Origin of the sequence: Pseudomonas argentinensis (assembly GCF_001839655.2) — a bacterium.
GTDB lineage: Bacteria > Pseudomonadota > Gammaproteobacteria > Pseudomonadales > Pseudomonadaceae > Aquipseudomonas > Aquipseudomonas argentinensis_B.
This window is the reverse complement of the sequence record NZ_CP056087.1, coordinates 3,479,435-3,503,691: the sequence shown is the minus strand read 5'-3', so window position 1 is coordinate 3,503,691 and position 24,257 is coordinate 3,479,435. Positions and strand designations below refer to the sequence as shown.

24 protein-coding genes and 1 pseudogene are annotated in these 24,257 nt (G+C 65.6%); 14 read left to right on the top strand and 11 right to left on the bottom strand.

The features are described 5' to 3' along the window. Positions 1-1,094: 1,094 nt before the first annotated feature. Together SA190iCDA_RS15635 and SA190iCDA_RS15630 are read right to left on the bottom strand one after the other, a co-directional pair. Complete coding sequence (locus SA190iCDA_RS15635) at positions 1,095-1,496, bottom strand: YbaN family protein (protein WP_070886300.1); 402 nt, start codon at positions 1,494-1,496, stop codon at positions 1,095-1,097. A gap of 16 nt (positions 1,497-1,512) precedes the next feature. Continuing rightward, on the bottom strand, positions 1,513-2,100 hold the full coding sequence (locus tag SA190iCDA_RS15630) for a YecA family protein (RefSeq protein ID WP_070886299.1): 588 nt from the start codon (positions 2,098-2,100) through the stop codon (positions 1,513-1,515). 180 nt (positions 2,101-2,280) lie between these two features. On the opposite strand from SA190iCDA_RS15630, the gene recQ reads away from it, so the two are divergent. From recQ to SA190iCDA_RS15605, 5 genes are all read left to right on the top strand, one after another. After that, the gene (recQ, locus tag SA190iCDA_RS15625; protein ID WP_070886298.1) at positions 2,281-4,404 is read left to right on the top strand and encodes a DNA helicase RecQ; all 2,124 of its coding nucleotides are present in this window, start codon (positions 2,281-2,283) and stop codon (positions 4,402-4,404) included. 110 nt (positions 4,405-4,514) lie between these two features. Further along, positions 4,515-4,949, top strand: coding sequence for a MarR family transcriptional regulator (locus SA190iCDA_RS15620; RefSeq protein WP_070886297.1), 435 nt, complete (start codon positions 4,515-4,517; stop codon positions 4,947-4,949). Next, a complete protein-coding gene (locus SA190iCDA_RS15615) occupies positions 4,949-6,349 on the top strand; it encodes a DHA2 family efflux MFS transporter permease subunit (protein WP_070886296.1) in 1,401 nt (466 codons plus the stop codon). Before SA190iCDA_RS15620 ends, SA190iCDA_RS15615 begins: the two co-directional genes overlap by 1 nt. A gap of 236 nt (positions 6,350-6,585) precedes the next feature. After that, positions 6,586-8,718, top strand: a complete 2,133-nt coding sequence (locus SA190iCDA_RS15610) for a FimV/HubP family polar landmark protein (protein WP_139159502.1) — start codon at positions 6,586-6,588, stop codon at positions 8,716-8,718. Positions 8,719-9,069: 351 nt separating this feature from the next. Continuing rightward, positions 9,070-9,363 (top strand): SelT/SelW/SelH family protein, encoded by a 294-nt coding sequence (locus SA190iCDA_RS15605; RefSeq protein ID WP_070886295.1) that lies wholly within the window; start codon positions 9,070-9,072, stop codon positions 9,361-9,363. A gap of 143 nt (positions 9,364-9,506) precedes the next feature. Here SA190iCDA_RS15605 and SA190iCDA_RS15600 read toward each other — a convergent pair whose 3' ends face one another. Beyond that, entirely contained in the window at positions 9,507-9,842 is a 336-nt protein-coding gene (locus SA190iCDA_RS15600) for a tRNA-binding protein (protein WP_070886294.1), read from the bottom strand. 222 nt (positions 9,843-10,064) lie between these two features. Further along, the gene (locus SA190iCDA_RS15595) at positions 10,065-10,823 is read right to left on the bottom strand and encodes a helix-turn-helix transcriptional regulator (protein WP_070886293.1); all 759 of its coding nucleotides are present in this window, start codon (positions 10,821-10,823) and stop codon (positions 10,065-10,067) included. Positions 10,824-10,988: 165 nt separating this feature from the next. On the opposite strand from SA190iCDA_RS15595, the gene SA190iCDA_RS15590 reads away from it, so the two are divergent. After that, positions 10,989-11,813, top strand: a complete 825-nt coding sequence (locus SA190iCDA_RS15590) for a UDP-2,3-diacylglucosamine diphosphatase (RefSeq protein ID WP_070886292.1) — start codon at positions 10,989-10,991, stop codon at positions 11,811-11,813. Then, positions 11,810-12,852, top strand: a pseudogene (locus SA190iCDA_RS15585) (glycosyltransferase family 4 protein). The gene SA190iCDA_RS15590 and the pseudogene SA190iCDA_RS15585 overlap by 4 nt, the downstream one beginning before the upstream one ends. Before the next feature lie 12 nt (positions 12,853-12,864). Here SA190iCDA_RS15585 and SA190iCDA_RS15580 read toward each other — a convergent pair. From SA190iCDA_RS15580 to SA190iCDA_RS15570, 3 genes are all read right to left on the bottom strand, one after another. Then, positions 12,865-14,253: an adenylate/guanylate cyclase domain-containing protein gene (locus SA190iCDA_RS15580; RefSeq protein ID WP_070886290.1), complete on the bottom strand. Its 1,389-nt coding sequence runs from the start codon at positions 14,251-14,253 to the stop codon at positions 12,865-12,867. Positions 14,254-14,440: 187 nt separating this feature from the next. After that, positions 14,441-14,758 carry an Mpo1-like protein gene (locus tag SA190iCDA_RS15575; RefSeq protein ID WP_070886289.1) on the bottom strand — a complete coding sequence of 106 codons (318 nt, stop codon included), beginning with the start codon at positions 14,756-14,758 and terminating at the stop codon, positions 14,441-14,443. Between the two features lie 63 nt (positions 14,759-14,821). Further along, on the bottom strand, positions 14,822-16,276 hold the full coding sequence (locus tag SA190iCDA_RS15570) for a TrkH family potassium uptake protein (RefSeq protein ID WP_070886288.1): 1,455 nt from the start codon (positions 16,274-16,276) through the stop codon (positions 14,822-14,824). A gap of 166 nt (positions 16,277-16,442) precedes the next feature. Between SA190iCDA_RS15570 and SA190iCDA_RS15565 the strand changes: the two genes are divergently transcribed. Continuing rightward, entirely contained in the window at positions 16,443-16,814 is a 372-nt protein-coding gene (locus tag SA190iCDA_RS15565; protein ID WP_070886287.1) for a YkgJ family cysteine cluster protein, read from the top strand. A gap of 114 nt (positions 16,815-16,928) precedes the next feature. Then, the gene (locus SA190iCDA_RS15560; RefSeq protein WP_070886286.1) at positions 16,929-17,501 is read left to right on the top strand and encodes an NAD(P)H nitroreductase; all 573 of its coding nucleotides are present in this window, start codon (positions 16,929-16,931) and stop codon (positions 17,499-17,501) included. A 157-nt stretch (positions 17,502-17,658) separates the two neighbouring features. On the opposite strand, the gene SA190iCDA_RS15555 is transcribed toward SA190iCDA_RS15560, so the two are convergent. The 4 genes from SA190iCDA_RS15555 to SA190iCDA_RS15540 all read right to left on the bottom strand — a co-directional run bounded on the left by SA190iCDA_RS15555 (position 17,659) and on the right by SA190iCDA_RS15540 (position 20,623). Then, the gene (locus tag SA190iCDA_RS15555) at positions 17,659-18,984 is read right to left on the bottom strand and encodes a sensor histidine kinase (RefSeq protein ID WP_070886285.1); all 1,326 of its coding nucleotides are present in this window, start codon (positions 18,982-18,984) and stop codon (positions 17,659-17,661) included. 102 nt (positions 18,985-19,086) lie between these two features. Continuing rightward, the gene (locus tag SA190iCDA_RS15550) at positions 19,087-19,497 is read right to left on the bottom strand and encodes a Spy/CpxP family protein refolding chaperone (RefSeq protein WP_070886284.1); all 411 of its coding nucleotides are present in this window, start codon (positions 19,495-19,497) and stop codon (positions 19,087-19,089) included. Between the two features lie 121 nt (positions 19,498-19,618). Further along, entirely contained in the window at positions 19,619-20,302 is a 684-nt protein-coding gene (locus SA190iCDA_RS15545) for a response regulator transcription factor (RefSeq protein WP_070886283.1), read from the bottom strand. A 21-nt stretch (positions 20,303-20,323) separates the two neighbouring features. Then, positions 20,324-20,623: a YciI family protein gene (locus SA190iCDA_RS15540; RefSeq protein ID WP_070886282.1), complete on the bottom strand. Its 300-nt coding sequence runs from the start codon at positions 20,621-20,623 to the stop codon at positions 20,324-20,326. A 121-nt stretch (positions 20,624-20,744) separates the two neighbouring features. On the opposite strand from SA190iCDA_RS15540, the gene SA190iCDA_RS15535 reads away from it, so the two are divergent. From SA190iCDA_RS15535 to SA190iCDA_RS15515, 5 genes are all read left to right on the top strand, one after another. Continuing rightward, entirely contained in the window at positions 20,745-21,608 is an 864-nt protein-coding gene (locus SA190iCDA_RS15535) for a PHP domain-containing protein (protein ID WP_070886281.1), read from the top strand. Positions 21,609-21,620: 12 nt separating this feature from the next. Beyond that, on the top strand, positions 21,621-22,250 hold the full coding sequence (locus SA190iCDA_RS15530; protein WP_070886280.1) for an L-threonylcarbamoyladenylate synthase: 630 nt from the start codon (positions 21,621-21,623) through the stop codon (positions 22,248-22,250). A 121-nt stretch (positions 22,251-22,371) separates the two neighbouring features. Next, positions 22,372-23,100 carry a segregation and condensation protein A gene (locus SA190iCDA_RS15525; RefSeq protein ID WP_170833956.1) on the top strand — a complete coding sequence of 243 codons (729 nt, stop codon included), beginning with the start codon at positions 22,372-22,374 and terminating at the stop codon, positions 23,098-23,100. Between the two features lie 47 nt (positions 23,101-23,147). Beyond that, positions 23,148-23,978 (top strand): SMC-Scp complex subunit ScpB, encoded by an 831-nt coding sequence (scpB, locus tag SA190iCDA_RS15520; RefSeq protein WP_070886278.1) that lies wholly within the window; start codon positions 23,148-23,150, stop codon positions 23,976-23,978. After that, positions 23,975-24,154, top strand: coding sequence for a DUF1289 domain-containing protein (locus SA190iCDA_RS15515; protein WP_070886277.1), 180 nt, complete (start codon positions 23,975-23,977; stop codon positions 24,152-24,154). Before scpB ends, SA190iCDA_RS15515 begins: the two co-directional genes overlap by 4 nt. Positions 24,155-24,257 lie beyond the last annotated feature (103 nt).

The window sequence follows — 24,257 nt, the reverse complement described above, 5'->3', positions numbered from 1 at the left end:
GCCATTACCCTATCCCGTGGGAACGGGCCGTGCCCGTGATTTTTCGCGGGCATGGCCCGCTCCCACAATGGACCAGGCGTAGGGTGGACGACGCTTCTCCCGTCCACCGCCCTGCGATCGCATGGTGGACAAAAAGAGCATTGTCCACCCTACATGGGGAACGGGCCGTGCCCGTGTTTTTTCGCGGGCATGGCCCGCTCCCACAATGGACCAGGCGTAGGGTGGACGACGCTTCTCCCGTCCACCGCCCTGCGATCGCATGGTGGACAAAAAGAGCATTGTCCACCCTACATGGGGAACGGGCCGTGCCCGTGTTTTTTCGCGGGCATGGCCCGCTCCCACAATGGATCAGGCGTAGGGTGGACGACGCTTCTCCCGTCCACCGCCCTGCGATCGCATGGTGGACAAAAAGAGCGTTGTCCACCCTACATGGGGAACGGGCCGTGCCCCGTGATTTTTCGCGGGCATGGCCCGCTCCCACAGTGGATCAGGCGTAGGGTGGACGACGCTTCTCCCGTCCACCGCCCTGCGGTCGCGTGGTGGACAAAAAGAGCGTTGTCCACCCTACATGGGGAACGGGGCCGTGCCCGTGATTTTTTGCGGGCATGGCCCGCTCCCACAATGGATCAGGCGTAGGGTGGACGACGCTTCTCCCGTCCACCGCCCTGCGATCGCGTGGTGGACAAAAAGAGCGTTGTCCACCCTACATGGGGAACGGGGCCGTGCCTGTGATTTTTCGCGGGCATGGCCCGCTCCCACAATGGATCAGGCGTAGGGTGGACGACGCTTCTCCCGTCCACCGTCCTGCGGTCGCATGGTGGACAAAAAGAGCGTTGTCCACCCTACATGGGGAACGGGCCGTGCCCGTGATTTTTCGCGGGCATGGCCCGCTCCCACAGTGGATCAGGCGTAGGGTGGACGACGCTTCTCCCGTCCACCGCCCTGCGGTCGCATGGTGGACAAAAAGAGCATTGTCCACCCTACATGGGGAACGGCCGCTTCTGCCTTTGAGCGACCAATGGGCCCAATCGCTCGGATACGCCATCTGATCTGTGGCACCACACTGGCTTTGCGGGCGTAGGGTTAGCGGCCGTTCAGCGGCGATCCGGCAGGGTCTTCTGCTTGAGGATATACAGGCTGACCAGTACGGCGCTGGTCAGCATGAACAGTCGCGCCCAGATCAGCGGCACCAGCCAGCAAGAGAGGCCGATGCTCAGCCACATCAGGCCGATGGCGTAGACCTTGGCCTTGCGCGGGATGCCTTCGCCAGCCAGGTAGTCGCGGATCCACGGGCCCAGGCGCGGGTGTTCCACCAGCCACAGGTAGAAGCGCTTCGAGCTGCGCATGAAGCACGCCGCGGCCAGCAGCAGGAAGGGGGTGGTGGGCAGCAGCGGCAGGAAGATGCCGAGCACGCCCAGCGCCACGCTCAGCCAGCCAAGGGTCAGCAGGCAATAGCGCAGCAGCGGGTTGCGGGTTTCGAAGGGTTCGCGCGCCATGACGACGGCGTCGCCATCAGTGGGGGCGGGGTTTGAGCAGCGCAGGCTTCTCGTCGGGGGCGTTGCACAGCAGGAACAGCGCGGTCAGCAGCTCCGGAATCTGATCGACCATGCTGTCGACCAGGTCACGGTCGCGGGCGATCTCGGCGAACTCCGGTTGCTCGTCGAACAGGCCCGAGCCAACCATGATCGGCAGCAGCAGCTCGCTGACTTCGTCTTCGGCGTCGTCGAACCAGACGCTCTCGCGCAGGAACACGCCTTCCATGAAGCCGATGCACCAGCCGCGCAGGTCGGAGTCGTCCGGCTCGTCGCCCAGGTCCAGGTCGCACGGCACTTCCGGCTCGTCGTCGCTGGCCAGCTGACGGGCGATATGGGCCTGCAGCTGGATCAGGGTGGCTTCGATCTCGTCGCGCTCCTCGTCACTGCGGTAATGCGGCGGCTCGGAGAACAGGGCGTCGATCCACTCGCGCGGCTCGATCTTTTCCGGGCAGATGGACAGGGCCGTCAGGTAGCCATGGGCGGCGACATAGTCCAGAGCCTCTTCGTGCAGGTCATCGGCATCGAGGAAGGCTTGCAGGCGGGACAGTTGCTCGGCGAAGGACATCGGTGGCTACCTTGGAGAAGTAAACGAGGCTGGATTCTAGCAGGCTGTTGAAAAACTATCTGCGTTGCCGTGCAAGTGCAGACCTGCGCAGGCAGCCAGAGTTGCAGGTAAAGAGCGGTGTCAAGGCCGCACCTTGCGGCCCAGGTGCGTATAATGCCCCGCTTGATTCGGAGACCCTACATGCTCGAGCAGGCGCAACGCATCCTCAAAGACGTATTCGGCTATGACAGCTTCCGGGGTCGCCAGGGCGCGATCATCGAGCGCGTGGCCAGCGGCGGCGATGCGCTGGTGCTGATGCCCACCGGCGGCGGCAAGTCGCTGTGCTTCCAGGTACCGGCGCTGCTGCGCGACGGGCTGGCCGTGGTGGTGTCTCCGTTGATCGCCCTGATGGACGATCAGGTGGCCACCCTGGAGGAGCTCGGTGTGGCGGCGGTGGCGCTGAATTCCACCCTGGAGGCCGAGCAGCAGCGCGACATCGCGGCGCGGATCCGCCGCGGCGAGATCAAGATGCTCTACCTGGCCCCGGAGCGCCTGGTGCAGCCGCGCATGCTGGACTTCCTGCAGCAGCTGCAGATCGCCCTGTTCGCCATCGACGAAGCCCACTGCGTGTCGCAATGGGGCCATGATTTCCGTCCCGAGTACCTGCAACTGGGGCAACTGGCCGAGCTGTTCCCCCAGGTGCCGCGCATCGCCCTGACCGCGACCGCCGACATGCGCACTCGCGAGGAAATCGTCAATCGCCTGCACCTGCACAATGCCGAGCGTTTCCTGTCCAGTTTCGACCGGCCCAACATCTTCTATCGCATCGTGCCCAAGGAGCAGCCGCGCAAGCAGCTGCTGGCCTTCCTGGCGGCGCGCAAGAGCGATGCCGGCATCGTCTATTGCCTGTCGCGCAAGAAGGTCGAGGAGGTGGCGGGTTTCCTGACCGAGCAGGGCTTCCCGGCGTTGCCCTACCACGCCGGCCTGCCGGCCGAGCTGCGGGCGTTCAACCAGAAGCGCTTTCTCAACGAGGAAGGCCTGATCATGGTGGCCACCATCGCCTTCGGCATGGGCATCGACAAGCCCAACGTGCGCTTCGTCGCGCACCTGGACCTGCCCAAGTCGCTGGAGGCCTATTACCAGGAAACCGGCCGCGCCGGGCGCGATGGTCTGCCGGCCGATGCCTGGATGGCCTACGGGCTGCAGGACATGATCTTTCTCAAGCAGATGCTGGCCAATTCCGAAGGCGACGAGCGCCACAAGCGCGTGGAGCAGCACAAGCTCGACGCCATGCTGGCGCTGTGCGAGGAAACCCGCTGCCGTCGCCAGGTGCTGCTGGCCTATTTCGATGAAGAACTGCCGCAGCCCTGCGGGCATTGCGACAACTGCACCGACGGCGTGCAGACCTGGGATGCCACCGAGCCGGCCCGCCAGGCGCTGTCGGCCATCTATCGCAGTGGCCAGCGTTATGGCGTCGGCCATCTGGTGGACATCCTGCTGGGCCGCGACAACGAGAAGATGCGCGGCCTCGGCCATCAGCACCTGTCGGTCTTCGGCGTGGGCGGCGCGCTCAGCGAAGGCGAGTGGCGCTCCCTGTTCCGCCAGCTGGTCGCCCGCGGCCTGGCGGATGTCGACCTGGAGGGCTTTGGCGGCCTGCGTTTGTCCGACAGCTGCCGGCCCTTGCTGCGCGGTGAGGTGACCCTGCTGCTGCGTCGCGACCTCAAGCCCCAGCAGAGCGCCAAGGCTTCCGGCAGCGCTGCGCGGCAACTGGTGCGCGGCGACGAGCGCGAGCAGTGGGAAGCGCTGCGCGCCCTGCGCAAGCGCCTGGCCGAGGAGCATGCGGTACCCCCTTACGTGATCTTCCCCGATGCCACGCTGCTGGAAATGCTGCGCAGCAAGCCGACCACGATGGCCGAGATGGCCCGGGTCAGCGGTGTCGGTGCCCGCAAGCTGGAGCGCTACGGCGAGGCGTTCCTGGAGGTACTGGCCGGCGATGCCACGCCAGCGCCGGTGGTCGACCTGCGTCACGAGCTGGTCAGCCTGGCCCGTGCCGGCATGACGCCGAGCCAGATCGCCACGCAACTGGGCTGCAGCCCGAAGAGCGCCTACGCGATGCTCGCCGAAGCCATTGCCGAGCAGCAGATTTCCCTGCAGCAGGCCCTCGATCTGCCCGAGGAGCTGCTGGGCGAAATTCAGGATGCTTTTCTCGACGGCGAGGGCGAGTTGCCGCCGGTCGCCGAGGTCAGCCCGCTGTTCGCCGGGCGTATAGAGGAGGGCGTGCTGCACTGCGTGCGCGCCGCGCTGCAGGCGGAGTTCGAGGCCTGATCGAACGGGCGACAGGGGTGTATCTGGTTACGACGGCAATCTTGCTCTCTGCCAAAAGCTATGGTTAGCTCGCTAATAATTAGTTTTTGATAATTCGAAGAGCGACCTCCATGTCCCCGAACGAACCCCATCGTTTCGCCATGCAAGTGGCGCAATTGTCCCGTGCCTGGCGCGCAGAACTGGATCGACGACTCGCTGGGCTGGGGCTTTCCCAGGCGCGTTGGCTGGTGCTGCTGCATATCGGCCGGTTCGCCGAACTGCCGACCCAGCGCGAACTGGCGCAGAGCGTCGGCGTTGAAGGGCCGACGCTGGCCCGGCTGCTCGACAGCCTCGAAGCCCAGGGCCTGGTGGTGCGCCATGCGGTACCCGAAGATCGCCGCGCCAAGAAGATTGCCCTGTGTCCGCCCGCCAAGCCGCTGATCGAAAAGATCGAGGCGATTTCCACGCAACTGCGTGAGGAGTTGTTTGCCGGCATCGACCAGGAAGACCTGCGCCGCTGCCAGCAGGTGCACGCACGCATTCTGGGCAATCTGGAGCGGCGTTGATGCAGGACCTGTCTCTGCTGCAGAGACGTTACGGGCCGCGTTATCCGAATTACCTGCTGATGGTGCTGATGCTCGGCAGCATGGCGATGATCCTGGCGTCGACCAGCGTCAACGTCGCGCTGCCGGCGATCATGGCCGACTTTCGCATCGGCCGCCCCCTGGCCCAGTGGCTGTCCACCGGTTTTCTCGCCGCGATGACCTCGGGGCTGCTGCTCTCCGCCTGGGCCCAGGCCCGCTTTGGCGCCAGGGCCACGGCGCAGGCCGGCCTGGCCGTGTTCATCGTCACCTCGGTGCTTGCCCTGGTCGCCAGCGCGGCCTGGCAACTGATCACCCTGCGCATCATTCAGGGCCTGTGCGCCGGCATCGTCCAGCCGCTGGCCATGGTGCTGATCTTCAGGGTATTCGCTGGCGGCGGTCGCGGCGCTGCGCTGGGCGCCTATGGGCTCGGGGTGATGATCGCGCCCACCCTGGGGCCGACCATCGGCGGCTACCTGGTCGATATGTTCGGCTGGTATGCGGTGTTCTGGCTGCCCTTGCCCATGTGTTTCCTGGCCATGCTGGCCGGGTTGTTCCTGATGCCCAGCGAGCGTCAGCGCAATACTCCGTTTCTCGACCTCTGGGCATTCATGCTGCTCAACGTCGGCCTGTTCGCCACGCTCGGCGCGCTGGCCGAGGCCCAGCGTTTCGCCTGGGCCGAACCGCGGGTGTGGGCACCGGGCGTGATCGGTCTGGCGGCCATCGCCGGGTTTCTGTGGCGCAGCCGCTTCAGCAGCCGACCCTTGCTGCCGCTGGCGCTGTGGCGGCACGTCGGCTTTCGCAAGGCAAGCTGGGTGGCACTCGCCCTTGGCATGGGGCTTTACGGCACCACCTACATCATCCCCCTGCATGTGCAGGCCATCGAGGGCTACAGCGCAGGCTGGGCGGGCCTGCTGCTGTTGCCGACCGGGGTGGTGATGGGCGTCGCCTCGTTCATGGGCGGGCGCTTGAGTGACCATCTGTCGACGGCCGTGCTGTTGATCGCGGGTCTGCTGGCGCTGGTGGTGTCCTCGGTCGGCCTTGGCTGGCTGCAGCCGGGCGCGTCCTTCCTGGTGCTGTGTTTCTGGGCCTGTATCGGGCGGATCGGCCTGGGCATCCTGCTGCCGGCGCTGACCACCGGTGCGCTGGATGCGCTCGATCGCGAGCAGGTGCCCCACGGCGCGGGCGCCATCACCTTCGTGCGGCAGCTGGGCGGGGCCTTCGGCGTGAACCTGCTGACCTTTTTCCTGGAGTGGCGCCATCGCCAGGAGGGCGGTGACTTCCCCGCCGAGGTGGTGGCTTTCCAGCAGAGCTTCTGGTTGATGGGCGCGCTGTTCGCGCTGACCCTGCTCGCGGCGTGGAACCTGCGGCCGTCACAAGGTTGACGGCGTTCACATAAGTAGCCGTATTTCTGGCTTTTTGCGTATGATGGCTTGGTGCTCGAGCGGGATGACTTGAACGGCTCGAGAAACTCGCAAGTCTTTGAATTGTGACCATACTCACTACTCGGTGGGACAAGGAGCGTTTGCCGAGGCAGCGCTATGCACGCCGCACCTTGCAGAATCGTCGGCCCGGTTAGAGCCGCTGCAACTGTTTTCGAGCGGAGTTATCGGGAGCTTTTATGACTCATGTTCGTCATCTGCTGATCGGCCTGGCATCGAGCTCGGCGTTTTATTCGGGGCTGGCGCCTGCGCTGGGGCTGGGTGAGATCACCCTGCATTCGGCTCTCAACCAGCCACTGAACGCGGAAATCCAGTTGCTGGCGGTGGGTGATGACATGACCCCATCGGACATCAAGGTGGCACTGGCGCCGGCCGATGCCTTCAACCGCGCCGGCGTCGACCGGGTCTATTTCCTCAACGATTTGCGCTTCAGCCCCTTGCTGCGTGGTGGAAAGAGCGTCGTGCGGGTGGTGTCCAACCAGCCGGTACGCGAGCCCTATCTGAACTTCATCGTCGAGCTGAAGCGCCCCGGTGGGCAATTGCTGCGCGAATACACGGTGCTGCTCGATCCGCCGTCTTCGTCCGCCCACGGCAGCCAGGCCGCAGCGGTGGGCGACCAGCAGTTCACCGCCTACGCGCCACCACGCCGCACGCCGATCGCCAGCCGCGGCGAGCGCTACCAGGTAGCCAGCGGCGAGAGCCTGTGGGTGATCGCCTCCAAACTGCGGGTCGATGGCGACCAGTCGTCGCTGCAGGATCTGATGCTTGACATCCATGCACTCAACCCCGATGCGTTCAGCAACGGCGATATTCATCGCCTGCGCGCTGGCGCTTCGCTGTTGCTACCCGACCACGCGCGGATGCCCGGGGCCGCGCCTGGCCAGCCTGCCGACCTGGCTACCCCGGAGCGTCCGGCCGCGCCTGCGGAAATCATCCCCGACACCGCGCCTCAGCAGCCTGCCGAACCGCAAGTGGAGGTGCTGGCGCAGATTCGCCGGGTCGAGGAGGAGGTTGCCAACCGCACCGCCGAGAACCTGCAGTTGCAGCAGGATCTGCTGACCGTACAGAACCAGCTGAAGGACATGATGACGCGCATGGAAGCGCGTGATCAGCAAATCGCCCAATTGCTCGAACAACTGGCCCAGCGCCCGGTAGCCGCGCCGGTCGCGCCCGCTGAGCCCGCTGAGCCCGCTGAGCCGGCGCCCCAGGCTGCCGCACCGAGCGCTGCCCCTCAGCCCGCTCCGGCACCGGCCACCGCTACGGCGCAGCCGGTACAGGCCGAGGGTTTCTGGAGTCTTTGGAACATCCTGCTGGCTGCCCTGTTGGGGTTGGTGGCACTGCTGCTGGTGCTTTTCAAGCGCAAACGTAAGCCCGATCAAGAGGTCATCGCCGAGCCCGTGGTGGTCGTGCCGCCGGTGGTGCAGGCCCCTGTGGCCGAGCCTGTCGAGCCGATTTTCGCGCCGCGCGCCATCGAGGCGGATGTACCTCCGCCGGTGCGAGCGCCGGTCGCCCCGCGCACCGATAGCAGCTCCACCGATCCACTGGATGCCGCCAATATCTACCTGGCCTATGGCCGACTGGGGGAGGCGGTCTCGGTACTGCGTCAGGCGTCACAGGCCAACCCGCAGCGCCTGGATATCGGTTTCCGTCTGCTCGAAGTGCTGGCGCAGAAGGGCAACGTCGCGGCCTTCGCCGAAGAGGAAATGCGCCTGCGCCAGGCCGGTTTCGACGCTGCCCGTATCGACGCCCTCAAGGCGGGTTACCCGGCGCTATTCGCCCAGCCAACCGATGAAATGGAGCCGCTCGAATCCCTGGGCCCCCTGGAAGACCTGACCCTGGACCTGGATGAGACGCCAGCGCCCGCGCCCCAGCACAAGCCCCAGGATGACGACTTCCAGCTCAATCTCGACGACCTGTCGCTGGACGCCGACTGGGATCTGGTCAACCCCTTCGAAAATGCCTCGCGCAAGAAACGCCCCGGCGCCGAGGCCGACACGGCGGCGGCAGCCGAGGAGACGCCGGAGGATATCTTCGGCCATGACGTGAACAGTCCGTTCGCCGGCACCATGCTGGTCGAGGAGGAGGGCCCGCAGGAGGAGTGGCTGGAGCTGGACGAGCTGCCAGGGGAATCGGCCGACGATGCCGACCGTTTCGTCACCAACCACCAGAACCTCACCAAGCTCAACCTGGCGATGGCCTATATCGAACAGGATGACCTGGAAGCCGCCTGCGACATCCTCAACGAAGTGATCAACGAAGGCGACGAGCAGGAGAAACAGGAAGCCCGCGAACTGCTCGCACGTATCGCCTGAGTCCTCTGCCTCTGTATCGAGCGCGGCCTAGGGTCTGTTGCCGTTTCACGCACGGCCGCGCCGGAGCCCGTTTTGCCGCGAAGCAAGGCACGAGCCGCGAAGTTTAGCTGGCTAAATGAGTCGGCGAGAAACGCAGCATCGCGGCAAAACGGGCCCGGCCCTTCGGGTTGCGCGGGAAATCTCGCCATGCGTCGTTGGAGGACTTGGCAAGGGAACAACCATTCCCTGCGTCCTCCGCCTAGCCTGGCGAGATTTCTCGCGGCAACGCGGCTCGCGTTGAAACGGTAACAGACCCTAGCCGCGCTTTTTCATGGGCGCTTGTAAACGCCCATCGTTCACCGGAGTAATCCCATGAGCCCCAGCAAAGCCGAAGTCACCATCACCTATTGCACCCAGTGCCAATGGCTGCTGCGCGCCGCCTGGCTGGCCCAGGAGCTGCTTTCCACCTTCGCCGATGATCTGGCCAGGGTCAGCCTCGAGCCCGCCACGGGCGGCACCTTTCGTATCCAGTGCAATGGCGTGGAAATCTGGGAGCGCAAGGCCGACGGCGGCTTTCCCGAGGCCAAGGTGCTCAAGCAGCGGGTTCGCGACCAGATCGACCCGGCCCGCGCCCTGGGCCATAGCGACCGCCCGGGCGGTAGCTGAAGCCGAACATCCGCGAAACCGAAACCTAGGGCGTACCGGGCGGCGTTCCGTTCGCGCAGCAGTACGCCGTGCTCCGTCATGGCGGACTGATCGCTGGCGCTCCTGAGCGGCCGCCGCCCCGGTCCGCCCTAGGTGTCTGTGGTTCAGGCCAGGCGTGCGCCGTTGGGCAGTGGCCTGTCGAAGCTGGCCAGCACGACCTTGCCGTCATGGTCATAGACCCCCGTGACCAGCACTTCGGAGCGCACCCCGGCGATGCGCTTGGGGGCGAAGTTGCATACGCACAGCACCTGGCGGCCCAAAAGCTCGTCGGCGCGGTAATGGGCGGTGAGTTGTGCGCTGGAGGTGCGCACGCCCAGCTCGCCGAGATCCACCTGCAGTACATAGGCAGGTTTGGTCGCTTTCTCGTTAGGCGCTGCGCTGATAAGGGTACCGACGCGCAACTCGACGCGCTCGAAGTCCTGCCATTCGATGATCTGCATGATGCTCTCCTGTTTTGGCCGCACTCTAGGCTCTGTACGAAAAGTACCTGCGCTCGGTGATGCTTCGTTAAAAATCGGTTCGGAATGCTCATTTACAACTCGTAAACTCGGATGCGAGCCCAGTCCGTTCCTCACCGATTTTTGCCTCGCCTGACCTTCGCTCGGAGACTTTTCGTACGAGCCTAGCGGCCCAAAGCAGGAGAGGCTGTCGCAGGGCTGGCGTTATTTGTCGCCAGGCTGGCGCTCGCGCAGCACCCGGGGCGTTTCGCCGAATTGCCGGGAGAGGGCGGCGGTGAAGGCGCTCTGCGAGGTGTAGCCGACCCGGGCGGCGATTTCGCCGACGCTCAGGCGACTGTTGTGCAACAGCTGGCGGCCCAGGCGCAGGCGTTTGTCGCGCACGTAGGCCATGGGCGTGAGCCCGGTCTCGTCGAGAAAACGGTGGTGGAAGCGTGCAGCGGAAAGCCCGGCGAGGCGGGCCAGGTCCGCCACCTGGATGGGGTGGGCCGCGTGCCGCTCGATATAGGCGTTCAGTGCACTGAGCGGCAGGCCCAGAGTGGGAAGGGGCGCCGCTTGTGCGTTGAGGCTGGCCAGCAGCAGGATAGAGCCCTGGCGGGCGATCAGCGGGTCGTTGACCGCGCTGGCGGCCAGCCAGTTGACCAGTCCGCTCTGGTTGGCCGACAGCTCGACCTTGAGCGGTGCCTCCAGCAGCCGGCGGCTAGCATCGGCATGATCACACAGGTTCCGCTCCAGCCAGTCGCCGGCCGGCACGTCGAGCACCAGGCATTCGCTGCCGTTTCGGCTTTCGCAGGCATGGCGTGCGCCAGCCGGTACCACTGCCAAGGTTTGCCGGCTGACGTGGCTGCCCAGGCCCGCCACTTCGAAGTGCAGGTGGCCGCTCAGGCCGAACACCAGCTGGGCGTGGTCATGCTCGTGGCAGACGACGTCCTGGTGGTAGTGGCGTACAGACAAGAGCGCTGACATGGCGAGTTCCTCCAACAGACCCTAGTGTACGCCGAGAATCGCTTTGCGGCAGGTGCGGTATCCGCTACGGCGCAGCACGCTTTCGTCATTGAATTGCCATGGCCCGTTCACAATCATTTCACCGCGTTGGCGCAAGCTCGGCGAAAATCTGCCGGAGACCGCCCGATGAGCATCGAACCCCTGGTAAGGCCGAGCCGCAAGCAGCGTGTACGCACACTGTGGATCTCCGACGTGCACCTGGGCACGCGCGACAGTCAGGCCGAACACCTGGCGGCGTTTCTCAAGCGCTATCAGGCCGAGCGGATCTACCTGGTGGGCGACATCATCGATGGCTGGAAGCTGCGCGGCGGCATCTACTGGCCCCAGGCGCACACCAACGTGATCCGCCGTCTACTGACCATGAGCAAGCGCGGTACCGAAGTGATCTATGTCACCGGTAACCATGACGAATTCCTGCGCCGCTATTCGAAACTGCTGCTGGGCAATATCCAATTGGTCGACGAAGCCGAGCACGTGACCGCCGATGGCCGCAGGTTGCTGGTGATCCACGGCGACCAGTTCGACGTGATCACCCGCTACCACCGCTGGCTGGCATTTCTTGGCGACTCGGCCTACACCGTGACCCTGGTGCTCAACCGCTGGCTCAACCACTGGCGGCGCCGTTACGGCTATGGCTACTGGTCGCTGTCGGCCTACCTCAAGCACAAGGTGAAGACGGCGGTGAATTTCATCAGCGACTTCGAGGAGGCCATCACCCACGAATGCGCGCGCCGGGGCTTCAATGGCGTGGTCTGCGGGCACATTCACCATGCCGAGATTCGCACGCTCGGCGAGGTCGAGTACCTCAACTGCGGCGACTGGGTCGAGTCCTGCACGGCACTGATCGAGCACCCGGATGGTCGCATCGAACTGTATCGGTTGGCCGAGGAGCAACAGCGCCTGGCACGTCTGCAGGCCGACGAGGTGGCGGTTATCGAGCCGGCGGCATGAGGCTGCTGATCGTCAGCGACGCCTGGGCGCCCCAGGTCAACGGTGTGGTCACCAGCCTGCAGGCGCTGGTCGGCGAACTGCGCGCCATGGGGCACCAGGTCGAGGTGCTGTCGCCGCAAACCTTCCGCTGCATACCGTGCCCGGGCTATGGGGAAATCCCCCTGGCGTGGAACCTGTGGCGCGTCGGCCCGGCCATCGAAGCCTTCGCACCCGACTGCGTGCACTTGGCCACCGAAGGACCATTGGGTTGGGCCGCCAGGCGCTGGCTGCTGCGTCGCGGCCTGGCGTTTTCCAGTGCGGTGCACACGCGCTTTCCCGAGTACCTGACGGCGCGCTGCGCCTGGGTCGGGCTGGGGTGGGCTACGCCTGCCTGCGGCTGTTCCATCGGCACAGCCAGGCGGTGCTGGTCAGTACCGAGCGGCTGCGCGCAGGGCTTGCCCAGCGTGGACTGAAGCGCCTGATGCTATGGCGCAAGGGCGTGGACGCGCGGCGCTTCGCCCCCATGGCAGGGCTGGCTGCGCCGGTGAGTGCGATCTTCCTGTATGTCGGGCGTATCGCACCGGAGAAGAACCTGCAGGCGTTTCTCGACCTGCACCTGCCCGGGGAGAAATGGGTAGTGGGCGATGGCCCGCAGCGGCCGATGCTCGAGCAGGCCTACCCGGGGGTGAAGTTCTTCGGCTACCAGCATGGCGAGGCGCTCGCCGATTTCTACCGGCGTGCCAGTGTGCTGGTGTTTCCTTCGCGTACCGACACCTACGGCCTGGTGATGCTCGAGGCCCAGGCCTGCGGCACGCCGGTGGCGGCCTTTGCCGTGGCCGGGCCCCTGGATGTGGTGGTGCCGGGCGTTACCGGGGTGCTGGCCGAGGACCTGCGTGACGCCTGCCTGGCGGCGCTGGAACTCGATCGCACGCGCTGTGCCGAGGAGGCCGGGCGTCAGTCATGGCGGGCTTCGGCGGTGGAGTTTATCGCCTGCCAGCCGCTGCTCAACGGCGCCCCGGCAAGCAGCGAGCGCCTGGCGACCGCGGCGCGCAGCTGCTGAGAGCCCCGCGCGTCACATGATGATCTTGTCGCGCAGCTTCTCGGCGGCCTGCTGCAGGGCCTGAATGACCCGCTCCTTGTCGAAGTTCTGGATACCGTTGGTGTCCAGGTACATGGAGAAGCCGGGCAGCTCGTGCTCGACGTAACTGGAGCTGGCACCCAGGTCGCGGCGGAAGTCCACCACCTGGTAGATCTGCACCGGACGGGTAAAGCCCTTGACGTTGATCTGGCCCTTGTCGCGACACATGATGACGTCCTTGATCAGCGAATAGGTCTCGTGGGAGATCAGAATCTCCCCGGCTTCGGCGGCGCTTTCCAGGCGGCTGGCGAGGTTCACGTCGCGGCCGATGATGGTGTAGTCCATGCGCGTGTCGGCGCCGAAGTTGCCCACCGTGCAGTAGCCGGTATTGAGGCCCATGCGGATCTCAAGCGGCTTGGTGATGCCCTGGGCCCGCCAGTGCTGGCGCAGCACCTTCATGTGCTTGCGCATGGCAATGGCCATCGACACCGCGGCCATGGCGTCCTTCTTGGCGCCCTGGCTGCTCGGGTCCCCGAAGAACACCATGACGCTGTCGCCGATGAACTTGTCGATGGTGCCGCCGAACTTCATGCAGATCTTCGACATCTCGTTGAGATAGGTGTTGAGCAGATCGGTCAGGGCCTCGGCTTCCAGCTCTTCGGACAGCTCGGTGAAGCCGCGGATATCGGAGAAGAACACGGTGAGTTTCTTGCGCTGGGTCTCCAGGCGCACATGTTTCTTGCCGCTGAAGATCGATTCCCACACCTGGGGCGACAGGTACTTGGCCAGATTGCGGGCCAGGCGCGCGGCCTTTTCCTGTTCGCCCTTGATCTGGTTGCGCACCTGGGCGAGACGGATGCCCTGTTGATGCACGAAGTAGGCGGATATGCAGATATACAGGGTGGTGAACGCGATGCTCACCAGGGCCACCAGCGCCGGTGTTTCCGGGGCCACGTGCAGGTCGGTTAGCGAGGCGGTGAGCAGGGTGCCGCTGAATGCGACCAGCAGCGCCAGGCCCATGTCGCGCAAGCCGCCGACGATCAGGGTGCTGAAGCTCAGGGTCAGCAGGAACATCAGGCTGGGCACCACCGAGAAGCCCAGCAGCGCGGCAAACGCGCCGCAGTGCAGGGCATCGACGAACAGCAGGGTCATCAGGGTGCGGTGCCGGTGGCCGTCGCGAAAACGCTTGCTCAGCCAGTGGGCCAGGTGCGGGTAGAGCAGCGCGTAGGGCACGATCCATAGCAGGCTGTGGCTGAACACCTGCACGTAGGTGCCGGCGGCGACGCTGGCGGCCACGGCGAGATAGGCCAGCACCCGCGAGTAGTATTCGCGCGTGAGCAGCGAGGGCAGGCCATTGGGGACGGCGGGAAGAGTGGTATTCATGCGCTAACGGCGACCCTGCTGAAAGTCCGACTGCATGACCGATCGCCAGGCTACAGGCGGCGTGCGGACGGGGCCAGCGGAAAACTGGGATCATATACGCTGCAAGGCCGGGCGGCAAAGGCGCAATGCCCTGTGACGCCGGCAATCGCGCTGGACAGGCGTGGCAGGAACCGCGCCTGAGAACCGTTCAAAAACGGATGCGCCCGGTGAGCATGTCCTTGAGCATCACCCAGTCCCCCATCAGCGAGTACAGCGGGTACTGGAAGGTGGCGGGGCGATTGCGCTCGAAGGCGAAGTGACCGACCCAGGCGAAGCCATAGCCGATCACCGGCACGGCCAGCAGCCACAGCCATTGCCCGCTGATCAGCGCATAGCCGAGCACCACCAGCACCAACAGGCTGCCCACATAGTGCAGGCGGCGGCAGGTCGGGTGGCGGTGTTCTTCCAGGTAGTAGGGGTAGAACTCGGCGAAGGAGTTGAAACGTTCACTGGGCTGGCTGCTCATCGGCGGCTTCCTGTTGTTGTTATGTCAGCAGAGTCTAGGCCGAGATCCTCCGCAGCAACAGGGTCAGTGCCGCCAGAACGCCGGCATCAGCAGCACCAGCACGGTAAGGATTTCCAGGCGGCCCAGCAACATGCCCAGGGTCAGCAACCATTTGGCCATGTCCGGCAGGCTGGCATAGTTGCCGGCCGGGCCGATGATCGGCCCCATGCCCGGGCCGACGCCGGCGACGGTACTGGCGGCGCCGCTCAGGGCGGTGATCCAGTCCAGACCGCAGAGGGTCAGGGCCAGGGCCAGCACGGCGATGATGATGGTGAAGAAGAACGAGAAGGTCAGGATCGAGCGGACGATATCCTCGTCCAGGCGGTGGCGGTTGTACTGCTGCTTGATCACCGCACGGGGGTGCACCAGTTGCATCAGGTTGGCCTTGAGCAGGATGTAGGCGACCTGGAAACGAAAGATCTTCAGGCCGCCGGCCGTGGAGCCCGAGCAGCCGCCGATAAAGCCCAGGTAGAAGAACAGCATGCCCGCGAAACCGCCCCACAGCGAGTAGTCGCCCAAGGCGAAGCCGGTGGTTGTCATCACCGAGGTGGCGTTGACGGCCACGTGGCGCAGGGCATCGAGCCAGTGCAGGTCGGTGGTGAAGTAATACCAGGTGCCCATGCTCAGCCAGACGCTCAGAAGAATGCCGAGAAAGCCGCGCACCTGCTGATCGCCCAGCACGGCGCCGTAGTTGCCACGCAAGGTCGAGACGTAGAGCACGAACGGCAGGCTGCCGAGAATCATCAGCACCACGGCGACCCAGTGCACGGCCGGCTGCGTCCATTTGGCCAGGGACAGGTCCGAGGTGGAGAAGCCGCCCGTGGAAATCGCCGACATGCTGTGGTTGATCGCATCGAAGAAACTCATGCCGGCCAGCCAGAAGGCCAGGCAACCGAGCAGGCTGATGCCGAAATAGGCCACAGCCATGTACTTGGCGACCATGTGCGAGCGCGGCATGACCTTGTCGGAGCGGTCCGAGGACTCGGTCTGGAACAGGCGCATGCCGCCGATGCGCAGCATGGGCAGAATCGCCACCGCCATGGCGATAAAGCCGATACCGCCGAGCCAATGCAGCATCGAGCGCCAGATCAGGATGCCCGGCGACATGTTGTCCAGGCCGATCAGCACCGTGGCGCCGGTGGCGGTGATGCCCGACATGCTTTCGAAGAAGGCGTCGGTGTAGCTCATGTGCTGGGTGAACATGAACGGCAGGGCGGCGAAGATGCACACCATCAGCCAGCTCGACACCGTCAGCAGGTACATGTCGCGGGGGCGCAGGTGAACGTCCCTGGGCCTGCCGCGGGCGATCATCGACAGCCCGGCGACAAAGGTGATCAGGCTGGACCAGGCGAAGGGGCTCACCTGCTCGGCACGGTCGAAGACGAACAGGGTGAACATCGGGCCGATCATGCCAATGGCCAGGGTGATCAGGAAAATGCCATTGATGAACGCGATGAGTCGTAGGGTCGGCCAGGCCATCGGTTTTATCCGCGAAAAAGTGGCGCCATTCTACCTGTGCCTGCACCGCTGTAAACCTGCCCGCACGCCCGTCGTCAGGCGCTCTCGGGCCCCTTTACAAGTGGCTGGCAGTGCATAGAATACGCGGCCAGGTGCCGGCCCTTGCCGGTTTCTGAGCCCTCTCATCATGTCCGAAAGCAATCCTTGTCTCACGTGCGGCGCCTGCTGCGCGTATTTTCGTGTGTCCTTCTTCTGGGGCGAGTGCCAATCCGCCGGCGGCAGCGTGCCGGACGAGCAGGTCATCCAGATCACCCCCCATCGCGTCGCCATGCGCGGCACCGACATCAAGCCGGCACGCTGCAACGCGCTGCTCGGCGATGTCGGCCAGGGCACGCGCTGCACGCTCTACGAGCAGCGCTCCAGCACCTGCCGCGAATTCGAGGCGTCCTGGGTCAATGGCGTGCACAATCCGCGCTGCGACGATGCCCGCAAGGCCTACGGCCTGCCGCCGCTGACGCCGCCCCTGCAGCCGGAGCTGTCGCCGGATCGGGTGGCGTAGGCGGGCACGTTCCCGGGTTTCGCTGGGCTCAAGGCTACACGCGGCTGCGGGCGGCGAAGGCGCGCCGCTCAGGCATTGGTTAGAATCGCGGCTCTTTTCTCTGGAGATGAGTCGATGGATGCCCTCGAAGCGCTGATCAACCGTGTTTCCGCGCCGCGCCTGATCGAACCGGCGCCGACCGCCGAGCAGCGCGAGCGCCTGTTCCAGGCCGCACTGCGTGCGCCCGATCATGGTCAGCTGCGCCCCTGGCGATTTCTAACCGTCGAAGGGGACGCGCGCCATGCCCTTGGCGAACTGTACGCCGAGGCGATTGCCAACAAGTACCCGGACGCTGACGAGGAGGCACTGACCAAGGCGCGCAACATGCCGCTGCGCGCACCCTTGATGATAGTGGTCATCGCCCGTATCCAGGAACATCCCAAGGTGCCGGCCCAGGAGCAGGTGCTGGCCGCCGGCTGCGCTGCCCAGGGCATCCTGCTCGCCGCCTATGCCCAGGGCATCGGCGCGGTGTGGCGCACGGGCGAACTGTCCCACGACGCCGTGGTGGACGCCGGCCTTGGCCTGGCGGCCAACGAGCAGGTGATCGGCTATCTGTACCTGGGCACGCCGCAGCGCGAGTTGCGTGAGGCGCCGACGGCGAATGTCGACGAATTCGTCCGCGGCTGGACGGGCAAGGCTCAGGCGTGATTTCCAGCCCGCTTTGTACCGGGTGAGATGCATTGGCGACCCTGCGTGGGAGCGCGCCATGCGCGCGAACTCGCGGGCGTGGACTAGGCGTCCCCGCCCGCTCCCACAGGGATCTTCGAGTGGCCGCTTGCGCCATCATTAGGCTGGTGGTGGAAGGCTAAACCGCCGTTTCCAACGGCAGGATCAGCCTGGCGCTGAAACCGCCGTCCGGGTGGTTTTGCAGTTGCAGGCGGCCGCCATGGCGTTCGGCGGCGCGGCGGGTGATGGCCAGCCCCAGGCCGTGGCCGGCTGCCGCCTGGCCGGGGGCGCGGAAGAAGGGTTCGCCCAGTTGGCCGAGGTATTCGCCAGCCACGCCGAGGCCATGGTCGCGAACCTCCAGGTGCGCTTCGTTGCCGCGGCGCACGACATTCAGTTCGATCGGCTGGCCATCCGGGTTGAAGCGCAGGGCATTGCGCAGCAGGTTATCCAGGGCGCGCTCGATCATTGCCGGCCAGCCGTGCAGGTGCATGCCCGGCTGCAGGCTGACGTCGAGCTGCTGGTGCGGGTGACCGAGGGCCATGTCCTCGCGCAGCTTGGCGGCCAGTTGCGCCAGGTCGATGGGCTGGACGGTGCCAGGCTCGGCGTCGAGGCGGGCGAGGGTGAGGATTTCGCTGATCAGGTCTTCCAGGCGATCACATTCACGGGTCAGGCGCGGCCAGAGTTTTTCACGTTCGGCCGGCTCGGCGCGCTCGGCCAGGGCCAGGGCGATGCGCAGGCGGGCGAGGGGCGAGCGCAGCTCGTGGGAAACGTCACGCAGCAACTGGCGCTGGCTGCCGATCAGGTCCTGCAGGCGGGCGCCCATGCGGTTGAAGTCATTGGCCAGCACCCCCAGCTCGTCGCGCCGGCTGGCCAGGCGTGCCAGGCTGTGCTGCTGGTAGGCGGTCTGTCCCAGGTCATGCACGGCACCGCGCAGGCGATCCAGCGGGCGGGTGATGGACAGGGTCAGCAACAGGCTCAGCAGGGTCAGCACCACCAGCGCGATACCCAGAGCGCTAAGCGGCCACAGCAGGCTGCCGCGGTGCCAGGCGTCCAGCTCCGGGTGCGGAATACGGTAGATGAACAGGTAGGTTTCGCCACTTGTCGGGCTGGTGTAATCGGTGGTCAGGCGCCGCCAGGGCAGGCGTTTGTCGCCTTTGCTACGTTCTTCCAGGGCGGCGGCCCGCGGCGGGAAGGTACCGCGAATGGCCGGCTGGCCGGCGTCGGTCAGTACCTGGGTGTCGATGCGAAAACGCCGTTTGCGTTTCTCCAGCAGATCCTGCGCAGCCTTGGGGCCGTCTTTCTCGAAGGCCTGTACCCATTGCGCCGGCAGGTCTTCCAGGCCCGGGTGCTGTTTGAGGATCCAGGCGTCCTGATTCAGGGCGCGGCCGAGCAGCATGGACAGGCCGGCGACCAGGGCGATCGCCAGCCAGAAACTGCCAAAGATCCGCCAGAACAATGAGCGCACAGGAGACTCCTCAAACGGCAAAAGCCTGCGCCAGATGAATGACGCAGGCGGGTAACGGGCTGGCCGCGATCACGGCCAGCGTCAGGGCAACAGACCCTAGGATCAGCCCGCTTTCTTGTGCTCGGCTTTCCAGGCTTCGAAGGCTTCGCGGTCGGCTTTACGTTCCTTCATCTTGGCGACCTGCTCGTCGAAGGTCTTCTTTTGCTCGGGCGTGAGCACGGCGCGAATGGCGCTTTGCTGCTTGTCGCGGGAGGCCTTGCGCTCGCTGTCCAGGGCCTTCCTGTCGGCTTCTGGCAGCTTGTCCAGGTAGCGCTGGGTCAGTTCGCGGTCGTTCTTTCTCTGCTCGCCCATCAGCTTGTGAACCTGGCGTTGCTGTTCCTTGCTCAGGTCCAGCTCATGGAACATGCGTGGGCCGGGGCCCGGGCCGCCTGGGCGGTGCTCGCCACCGGGAGCGGCCATGGCCAGGGTCGGCAGGGTCATGGCGAGGAGCAGGGCGGTCATGGTCTTGCGCATGGTGTTTCTCCTTGTCTCGAAACCGGCCAGTTGCCGGATGTGCCCAGATTAGGGCGTTCAAGGTAAGGCGCAGTCAGCCAAGGTAAAGGCAGGGTAAAGAGAGACCGTACTGTGTAAATGCTCAGCTCGCGTAGTAGTAGCCACGGCCACGCAGCGCCACGATACGCGGGCGACCATCGGCGTGCGGGCCGATCTTCTTGCGCAGGTTGCTGACGTGCATGTCCAGGCTGCGGTCGTAGAGGGTCAGCTTGCGGCCCAGGGCCAGTTGGGCGAGCGCCTGCTTGTCCACCGGCTCGCCGGGCTGCTTGAGCAGCGCTTCGAGCACCCGGCTTTCGGAGAGGGTCAGCACGATCTCCTGACCCTCGGCGCCCAACGCCGCCACGCCACGGGCCGGGCTGAAGCGCAGGTCGCCCAGCTCGATCTGGCTGGATACAGCCGGTGGCAGGCTGCGCCGTAGCACGGCGCGCAGGCGCGCGGTCAGCTCGCGGGGGTCGCAGGGTTTGGCCAGGTAGTCGTCGGCGCCCAGCTCCAGGCCGAGAATGCGGTCCAGGGGTTCGCCACGGGCCGAAAGCATCAGCACCGGCAAGTCCGGGTGCTCGCTGCGCAGTTGCTTGAGCAGCTCCAGGCCGCTGCCATCGGGCAGCATCACGTCCAGCACCACGGCGTCCGGGGTGTTTCGTGCCAGTGCCTGGCGCGCGCCCCGGCCATCGTGACGGGCGGTGACCTGGAAGCCTTCCTGGGCCAGCCAGCTGGCCAGCAGGTCACAGAGCTCGACGTCGTCGTCGATCAACAGCAGCTCATTCATGGCGGCGATGACGATTCCCGATTACGGCAGTACGTGCTTGAAGGGCTTGACCACCACCTCGGCGTAAACCCCCGCGGTGCGGAACGGGTCGGCGTTGGCCCAGACCTTGGCCGCTTCCAGCGATTCGAACTCGGCGACGATCAGGCTGCCGGTGAAACCCGCCGGGCCCGGGTCGTTGCTGTCGATGGCCGGGTTGGGGCCGGCCAGCACCAGGCGGCCTTCGCTTTTCAGCTGTTCCAGGCGAGCCAGGTGAGCGGGACGAACGGAGAGGCGAAGCTCGAGGGAGTTTTCCACGTCGGTGGCGATGATGGCGTAGAGCATGTCGGTCCTTGTGGGCCAGGCGGTAAACCGCGAGAAAGAGGCGAGAAACAGCGCGATAGCGGGCAAGAATCTGCCGGCCGCGGCATAATAACAAACATGAATCGTCGGGAAAGCGCCCCTTATGCAGGTTGATCTTCATTGCCACAGCACCGCTTCGGATGGTGCCCTGCCGCCTGGCGAGGTGGTCGCGCGGGCACACGGGCGTGGCGTCACCATGCTGGCGTTGACCGACCACGACACCCTCGAAGGGCTCGCTGAGGCCCGCGCCACGGCAAGCGAGCTGGGCGTGCAACTGGTCAATGGCATCGAGCTGTCCTGTATCTGGGGCGGGGCGACCATCCATGTGCTGGGCTACGCCTTCGACAGCGAAGCACCGGCCTTGCGCCGGGCCATCGCCGATCTGCACCAGGGGCGCTGGCTGCGCGCCGAGGAGATTTCCCGGCGCCTGGCGCTCAAGGGCATGGAGGGGGCGCTGGAAGGGGCGCGGGCCATTCAGCAGGCCCAGGGCGAAAGCGACAACGCGCCGGCGCGCCCGCACTTCGCGGAGTTCCTGGTGCGCGGCGGCTTCGTCAAGGATCGCGCCGACGCCTTTCGCAAATGGCTGGGCTCCGGCAAGCTCGGCGATGTCAAGCAGCACTGGCCCACATTAGATGAAACGCTCGAGACGCTGCGCCAGTCCAACGCATGGATCAGCCTCGCCCACCCCTGGCAGTACGATTTCACACGCAGCAAGCGCCGCAGGCTGGTGACGGCCTTCGCCGCGGCAGGCGGCCATGCGCTGGAAGTGGTCAACGGCATGCAGCCGGCCGAGCAGGTCGGTGGCCTGGCGATCCTGGCGCGTGAGTTCGGCCTGCTGGCCAGCGTCGGCAGCGACTTCCACGCCCCTGGCGACTGGTCGGAGCTGGGCCTGTACCGGCCGCTGCCCGATGACCTTTCCCCGTTATGGACGCGTTTCGGCTGCGCGCCCTCGTACGAAGCCGTTTGAGAGTCATTAGCCATGAGCCAGTTTTTTCAGATCCACCCGGAAAGCCCCCAGGCCCGTCTGATCAAGCAGGCGGTCGACATCATCCGCAATGGCGGCGTGGTGGTCTATCCGACCGACTCGTCCTACGCGGTGGGCTGCCAGATGGGCGCCAAGAACGCCATGGAGCGCATCCGCCGCCTGCGTCAGCTCGATGACAAGCACAACTTCACCCTGGTGTGCCGCGACCTGTCGCAGCTCAGCACCTTCGCCAAGGTCGACACCGCCGCCTTTCGGCTGCTGAAAAACCACACGCCGGGGCCGTACACCTTCATTCTCAACGCCACCCGGGAAGTGCCGCGCATGCTGCTGCACCCCAAGCGGCGCACCATCGGCCTGCGGCTGCCCAGCCATCCCATCGCTGCGGCGCTGCTCGAGGAACTCGGCGAGCCGATGATGAGTGTCAGCCTGATCCTGCCTGGTGAAGACCTGCCGATGAGCGACCCTTACGAGATGCGCCAGATGCTCGAGCATCAGGTGGACCTGATCATCGATGGCGGCTTTGGCGGCCTGGAGGCCTCCACGGTGATCAGCCTGCTGGACGACGAGCCGGAGGTGATTCGCGTCGGCTGCGGCGACCCGTCTCCGTTCGCCGAGTGGCGCTGATTCGATGGCCAGCGAGACCGTCGACAGCCAGGCCGGTGCCCAGCAGGAGCTGCCGTTCGCCATGGTCTATGGCGAGGCGCTCACCGAGCTGCCCGTCGACCTGTACATCCCGCCGGATGCCCTGGAAGTGTTTCTCGAGGCCTTCGAAGGACCGCTGGACCTGCTGCTCTACCTGATCCGCAAGCAGAACATCGACGTGCTGGACATCCCGGTGGCGGAGATCACCCGCCAGTACATGGGTTACGTCGAGCTGATGCACACGGTGCGCCTGGAGCTGGCCGCCGAGTACCTGGTGATGGCCGCCATGCTCGCCGAGATCAAGTCGCGCATGCTGCTGCCGCGCTCGGCAGAGGCCGAAGAAGAGGAGGACGACCCGCGCGCCGAGCTGATTCGACGCCTGCTCGAATACGAGCGTTTCAAGGCCGCCGCCGAAGGCATCGATGCCCTGCCGCGGGTGGGCCGCGACCTGATCGTGCCGCGGGTCGAGGCGCCCGAGGCGCGGGCGCGCAAGCTGCTGCCGACGGTAGATTTGCAGGAACTCTTGGTCTCCATGGCCGAAGTGCTGCGCCGCGCCGACATGTTCGAAAGCCACCAGGTCAGCCGCGAGGCGCTGTCCACCCGCGAGCGTATGGGCGACGTGCTCGACCGCCTCAAGGACGGCGCCTTCGTGCCGTTCGTGCAGCTGTTCACCGCCGAGGAAGGGCGCCTTGGCGTGGTGGTGACCTTCATGGCGATTCTCGAACTGGTCAAGGAATCGCTGGTCGAGCTGGTGCAGAACGAGGCGTTTGCCGCCGTGCACGTGCGCCTGCGCGTGGCAGGCGTGGAAGAGGGCGACAGCGCGTTCGAATGAACTGCTAGACTCGCCGCTTTTACGGCCGCGCTCGGTATGTCCCGTCCATGAATCTGTCCGATCCCAAGCAACTCTCCACCTTGCTCGAAGGCCTGCTGCTGGCCTCGGGCAAGCCGCTGTCGTTCGAGCGGATCATGGAGTTGTTCGAGGAAGCCGAGCGCCCCGAGGCCGATGTGTTTCGCAAGGCGCTGGCCATTCTCGGCGGCAGTTGCAAGGGCCGCGCCTTCGAGCTCAAGGAAGTGGCCTCCGGTTATCGCCTGCAGATTCGCGATACCTTCTCGCCCTGGGTCGGCCGCCTCTGGGAAGAGCGCCCGCAGCGCTACTCGCGGGCCATGCTGGAAACCCTGGCACTGATCGCCTACCGGCAGCCGATCACCCGTGGCGAGATCGAGGAGATCCGCGGGGTGGCGGTGAACAGCCAGATCGTCAAGACCCTGCAGGAGCGCGAGTGGATTCGCGTGGTCGGCTACCGCGACGTGCCCGGTCGGCCGGCCATGTTCGCCACCACCAAGGGTTTTCTCGATCACTTCAACCTGAAGAACCTCGACGAGCTGCCACCCCTGGCGGCGCTACGCGAGTTGGAGCCCGAGCCGATCCTGGCCCAGGACGACGATGACCCGGCCGTGCCACAGAGCCTGCAGGCGCGCGCCGATCTGGCCCTGGCGGACGAAGATTCCGAGCCGGACGCCGACGCCCAGGGCAAGGCCGAAACCAGCTTTGGCTCGCTGCTGGCCGAGCTCGATGCCATGGAGCAGGGCCTGAAAACCGACTTCGATGATCTGGCGCGCGAGGCCGATGAGTCGAACCCCGATGCGCCGCAAACGGTCTCTAACGCTGCGGATGACCCGTCCACCAGCGAGCGCGAAGAGACTTCATGAAGGACCCCTGCATCAGCGTCTGCAAGTTCGATGACGGCATCTGCCTCGGCTGCGGGCGCAGCAAGGCGGAAATCAAGGCCTGGAAGAAGCTCGACAAGGCCGAGCAGCGTCTGGTCATCGCCGAGGCCGACATGCGCCTGCTGGCGATGGGCAGCAAGGCGCGCCGCAAACGCTAGCCGCCGACCAGCGGTCAGGCGTTGAACCACTCGCCGGCTATGCTCTGCTGCCAGGTGCTTCCTGCGTCCGATCCGCGTATGATTCGCGCCCCTTCGACGACTT

Excerpts from the sequence above, each read along its gene's own strand:
- SA190iCDA_RS15635 (WP_070886300.1), bottom strand. The coding sequence starts at position 1,496 with ATGGCGCGCGAACCCTTCGAAACCCGCAACCCGCTGCTGCGCTATTGC.
- SA190iCDA_RS15630 (WP_070886299.1), bottom strand. The coding sequence starts at position 2,100 with ATGTCCTTCGCCGAGCAACTGTCCCGCCTGCAAGCCTTCCTCGATGCC.
- recQ (WP_070886298.1), top strand. The coding sequence starts at position 2,281 with ATGCTCGAGCAGGCGCAACGCATCCTCAAAGACGTATTCGGCTATGAC.
- SA190iCDA_RS15620 (WP_070886297.1), top strand. The coding sequence starts at position 4,515 with ATGTCCCCGAACGAACCCCATCGTTTCGCCATGCAAGTGGCGCAATTG.
- SA190iCDA_RS15615 (WP_070886296.1), top strand. The coding sequence starts at position 4,949 with ATGCAGGACCTGTCTCTGCTGCAGAGACGTTACGGGCCGCGTTATCCG.
- SA190iCDA_RS15610 (WP_139159502.1), top strand. The coding sequence starts at position 6,586 with ATGACTCATGTTCGTCATCTGCTGATCGGCCTGGCATCGAGCTCGGCG.
- SA190iCDA_RS15605 (WP_070886295.1), top strand. The coding sequence starts at position 9,070 with ATGAGCCCCAGCAAAGCCGAAGTCACCATCACCTATTGCACCCAGTGC.
- SA190iCDA_RS15600 (WP_070886294.1), bottom strand. The coding sequence starts at position 9,842 with ATGCAGATCATCGAATGGCAGGACTTCGAGCGCGTCGAGTTGCGCGTC.
- SA190iCDA_RS15595 (WP_070886293.1), bottom strand. The coding sequence starts at position 10,823 with ATGTCAGCGCTCTTGTCTGTACGCCACTACCACCAGGACGTCGTCTGC.
- SA190iCDA_RS15590 (WP_070886292.1), top strand. The coding sequence starts at position 10,989 with ATGAGCATCGAACCCCTGGTAAGGCCGAGCCGCAAGCAGCGTGTACGC.
- SA190iCDA_RS15580 (WP_070886290.1), bottom strand. The coding sequence starts at position 14,253 with ATGAATACCACTCTTCCCGCCGTCCCCAATGGCCTGCCCTCGCTGCTC.
- SA190iCDA_RS15575 (WP_070886289.1), bottom strand. The coding sequence starts at position 14,758 with ATGAGCAGCCAGCCCAGTGAACGTTTCAACTCCTTCGCCGAGTTCTAC.
- SA190iCDA_RS15570 (WP_070886288.1), bottom strand. The coding sequence starts at position 16,276 with ATGGCCTGGCCGACCCTACGACTCATCGCGTTCATCAATGGCATTTTC.
- SA190iCDA_RS15565 (WP_070886287.1), top strand. The coding sequence starts at position 16,443 with ATGTCCGAAAGCAATCCTTGTCTCACGTGCGGCGCCTGCTGCGCGTAT.
- SA190iCDA_RS15560 (WP_070886286.1), top strand. The coding sequence starts at position 16,929 with ATGGATGCCCTCGAAGCGCTGATCAACCGTGTTTCCGCGCCGCGCCTG.
- SA190iCDA_RS15550 (WP_070886284.1), bottom strand. The coding sequence starts at position 19,497 with ATGCGCAAGACCATGACCGCCCTGCTCCTCGCCATGACCCTGCCGACC.
- SA190iCDA_RS15545 (WP_070886283.1), bottom strand. The coding sequence starts at position 20,302 with ATGAATGAGCTGCTGTTGATCGACGACGACGTCGAGCTCTGTGACCTG.
- SA190iCDA_RS15540 (WP_070886282.1), bottom strand. The coding sequence starts at position 20,623 with ATGCTCTACGCCATCATCGCCACCGACGTGGAAAACTCCCTCGAGCTT.
- SA190iCDA_RS15535 (WP_070886281.1), top strand. The coding sequence starts at position 20,745 with ATGCAGGTTGATCTTCATTGCCACAGCACCGCTTCGGATGGTGCCCTG.
- SA190iCDA_RS15530 (WP_070886280.1), top strand. The coding sequence starts at position 21,621 with ATGAGCCAGTTTTTTCAGATCCACCCGGAAAGCCCCCAGGCCCGTCTG.
- scpB (WP_070886278.1), top strand. The coding sequence starts at position 23,148 with ATGAATCTGTCCGATCCCAAGCAACTCTCCACCTTGCTCGAAGGCCTG.
- SA190iCDA_RS15515 (WP_070886277.1), top strand. The coding sequence starts at position 23,975 with ATGAAGGACCCCTGCATCAGCGTCTGCAAGTTCGATGACGGCATCTGC.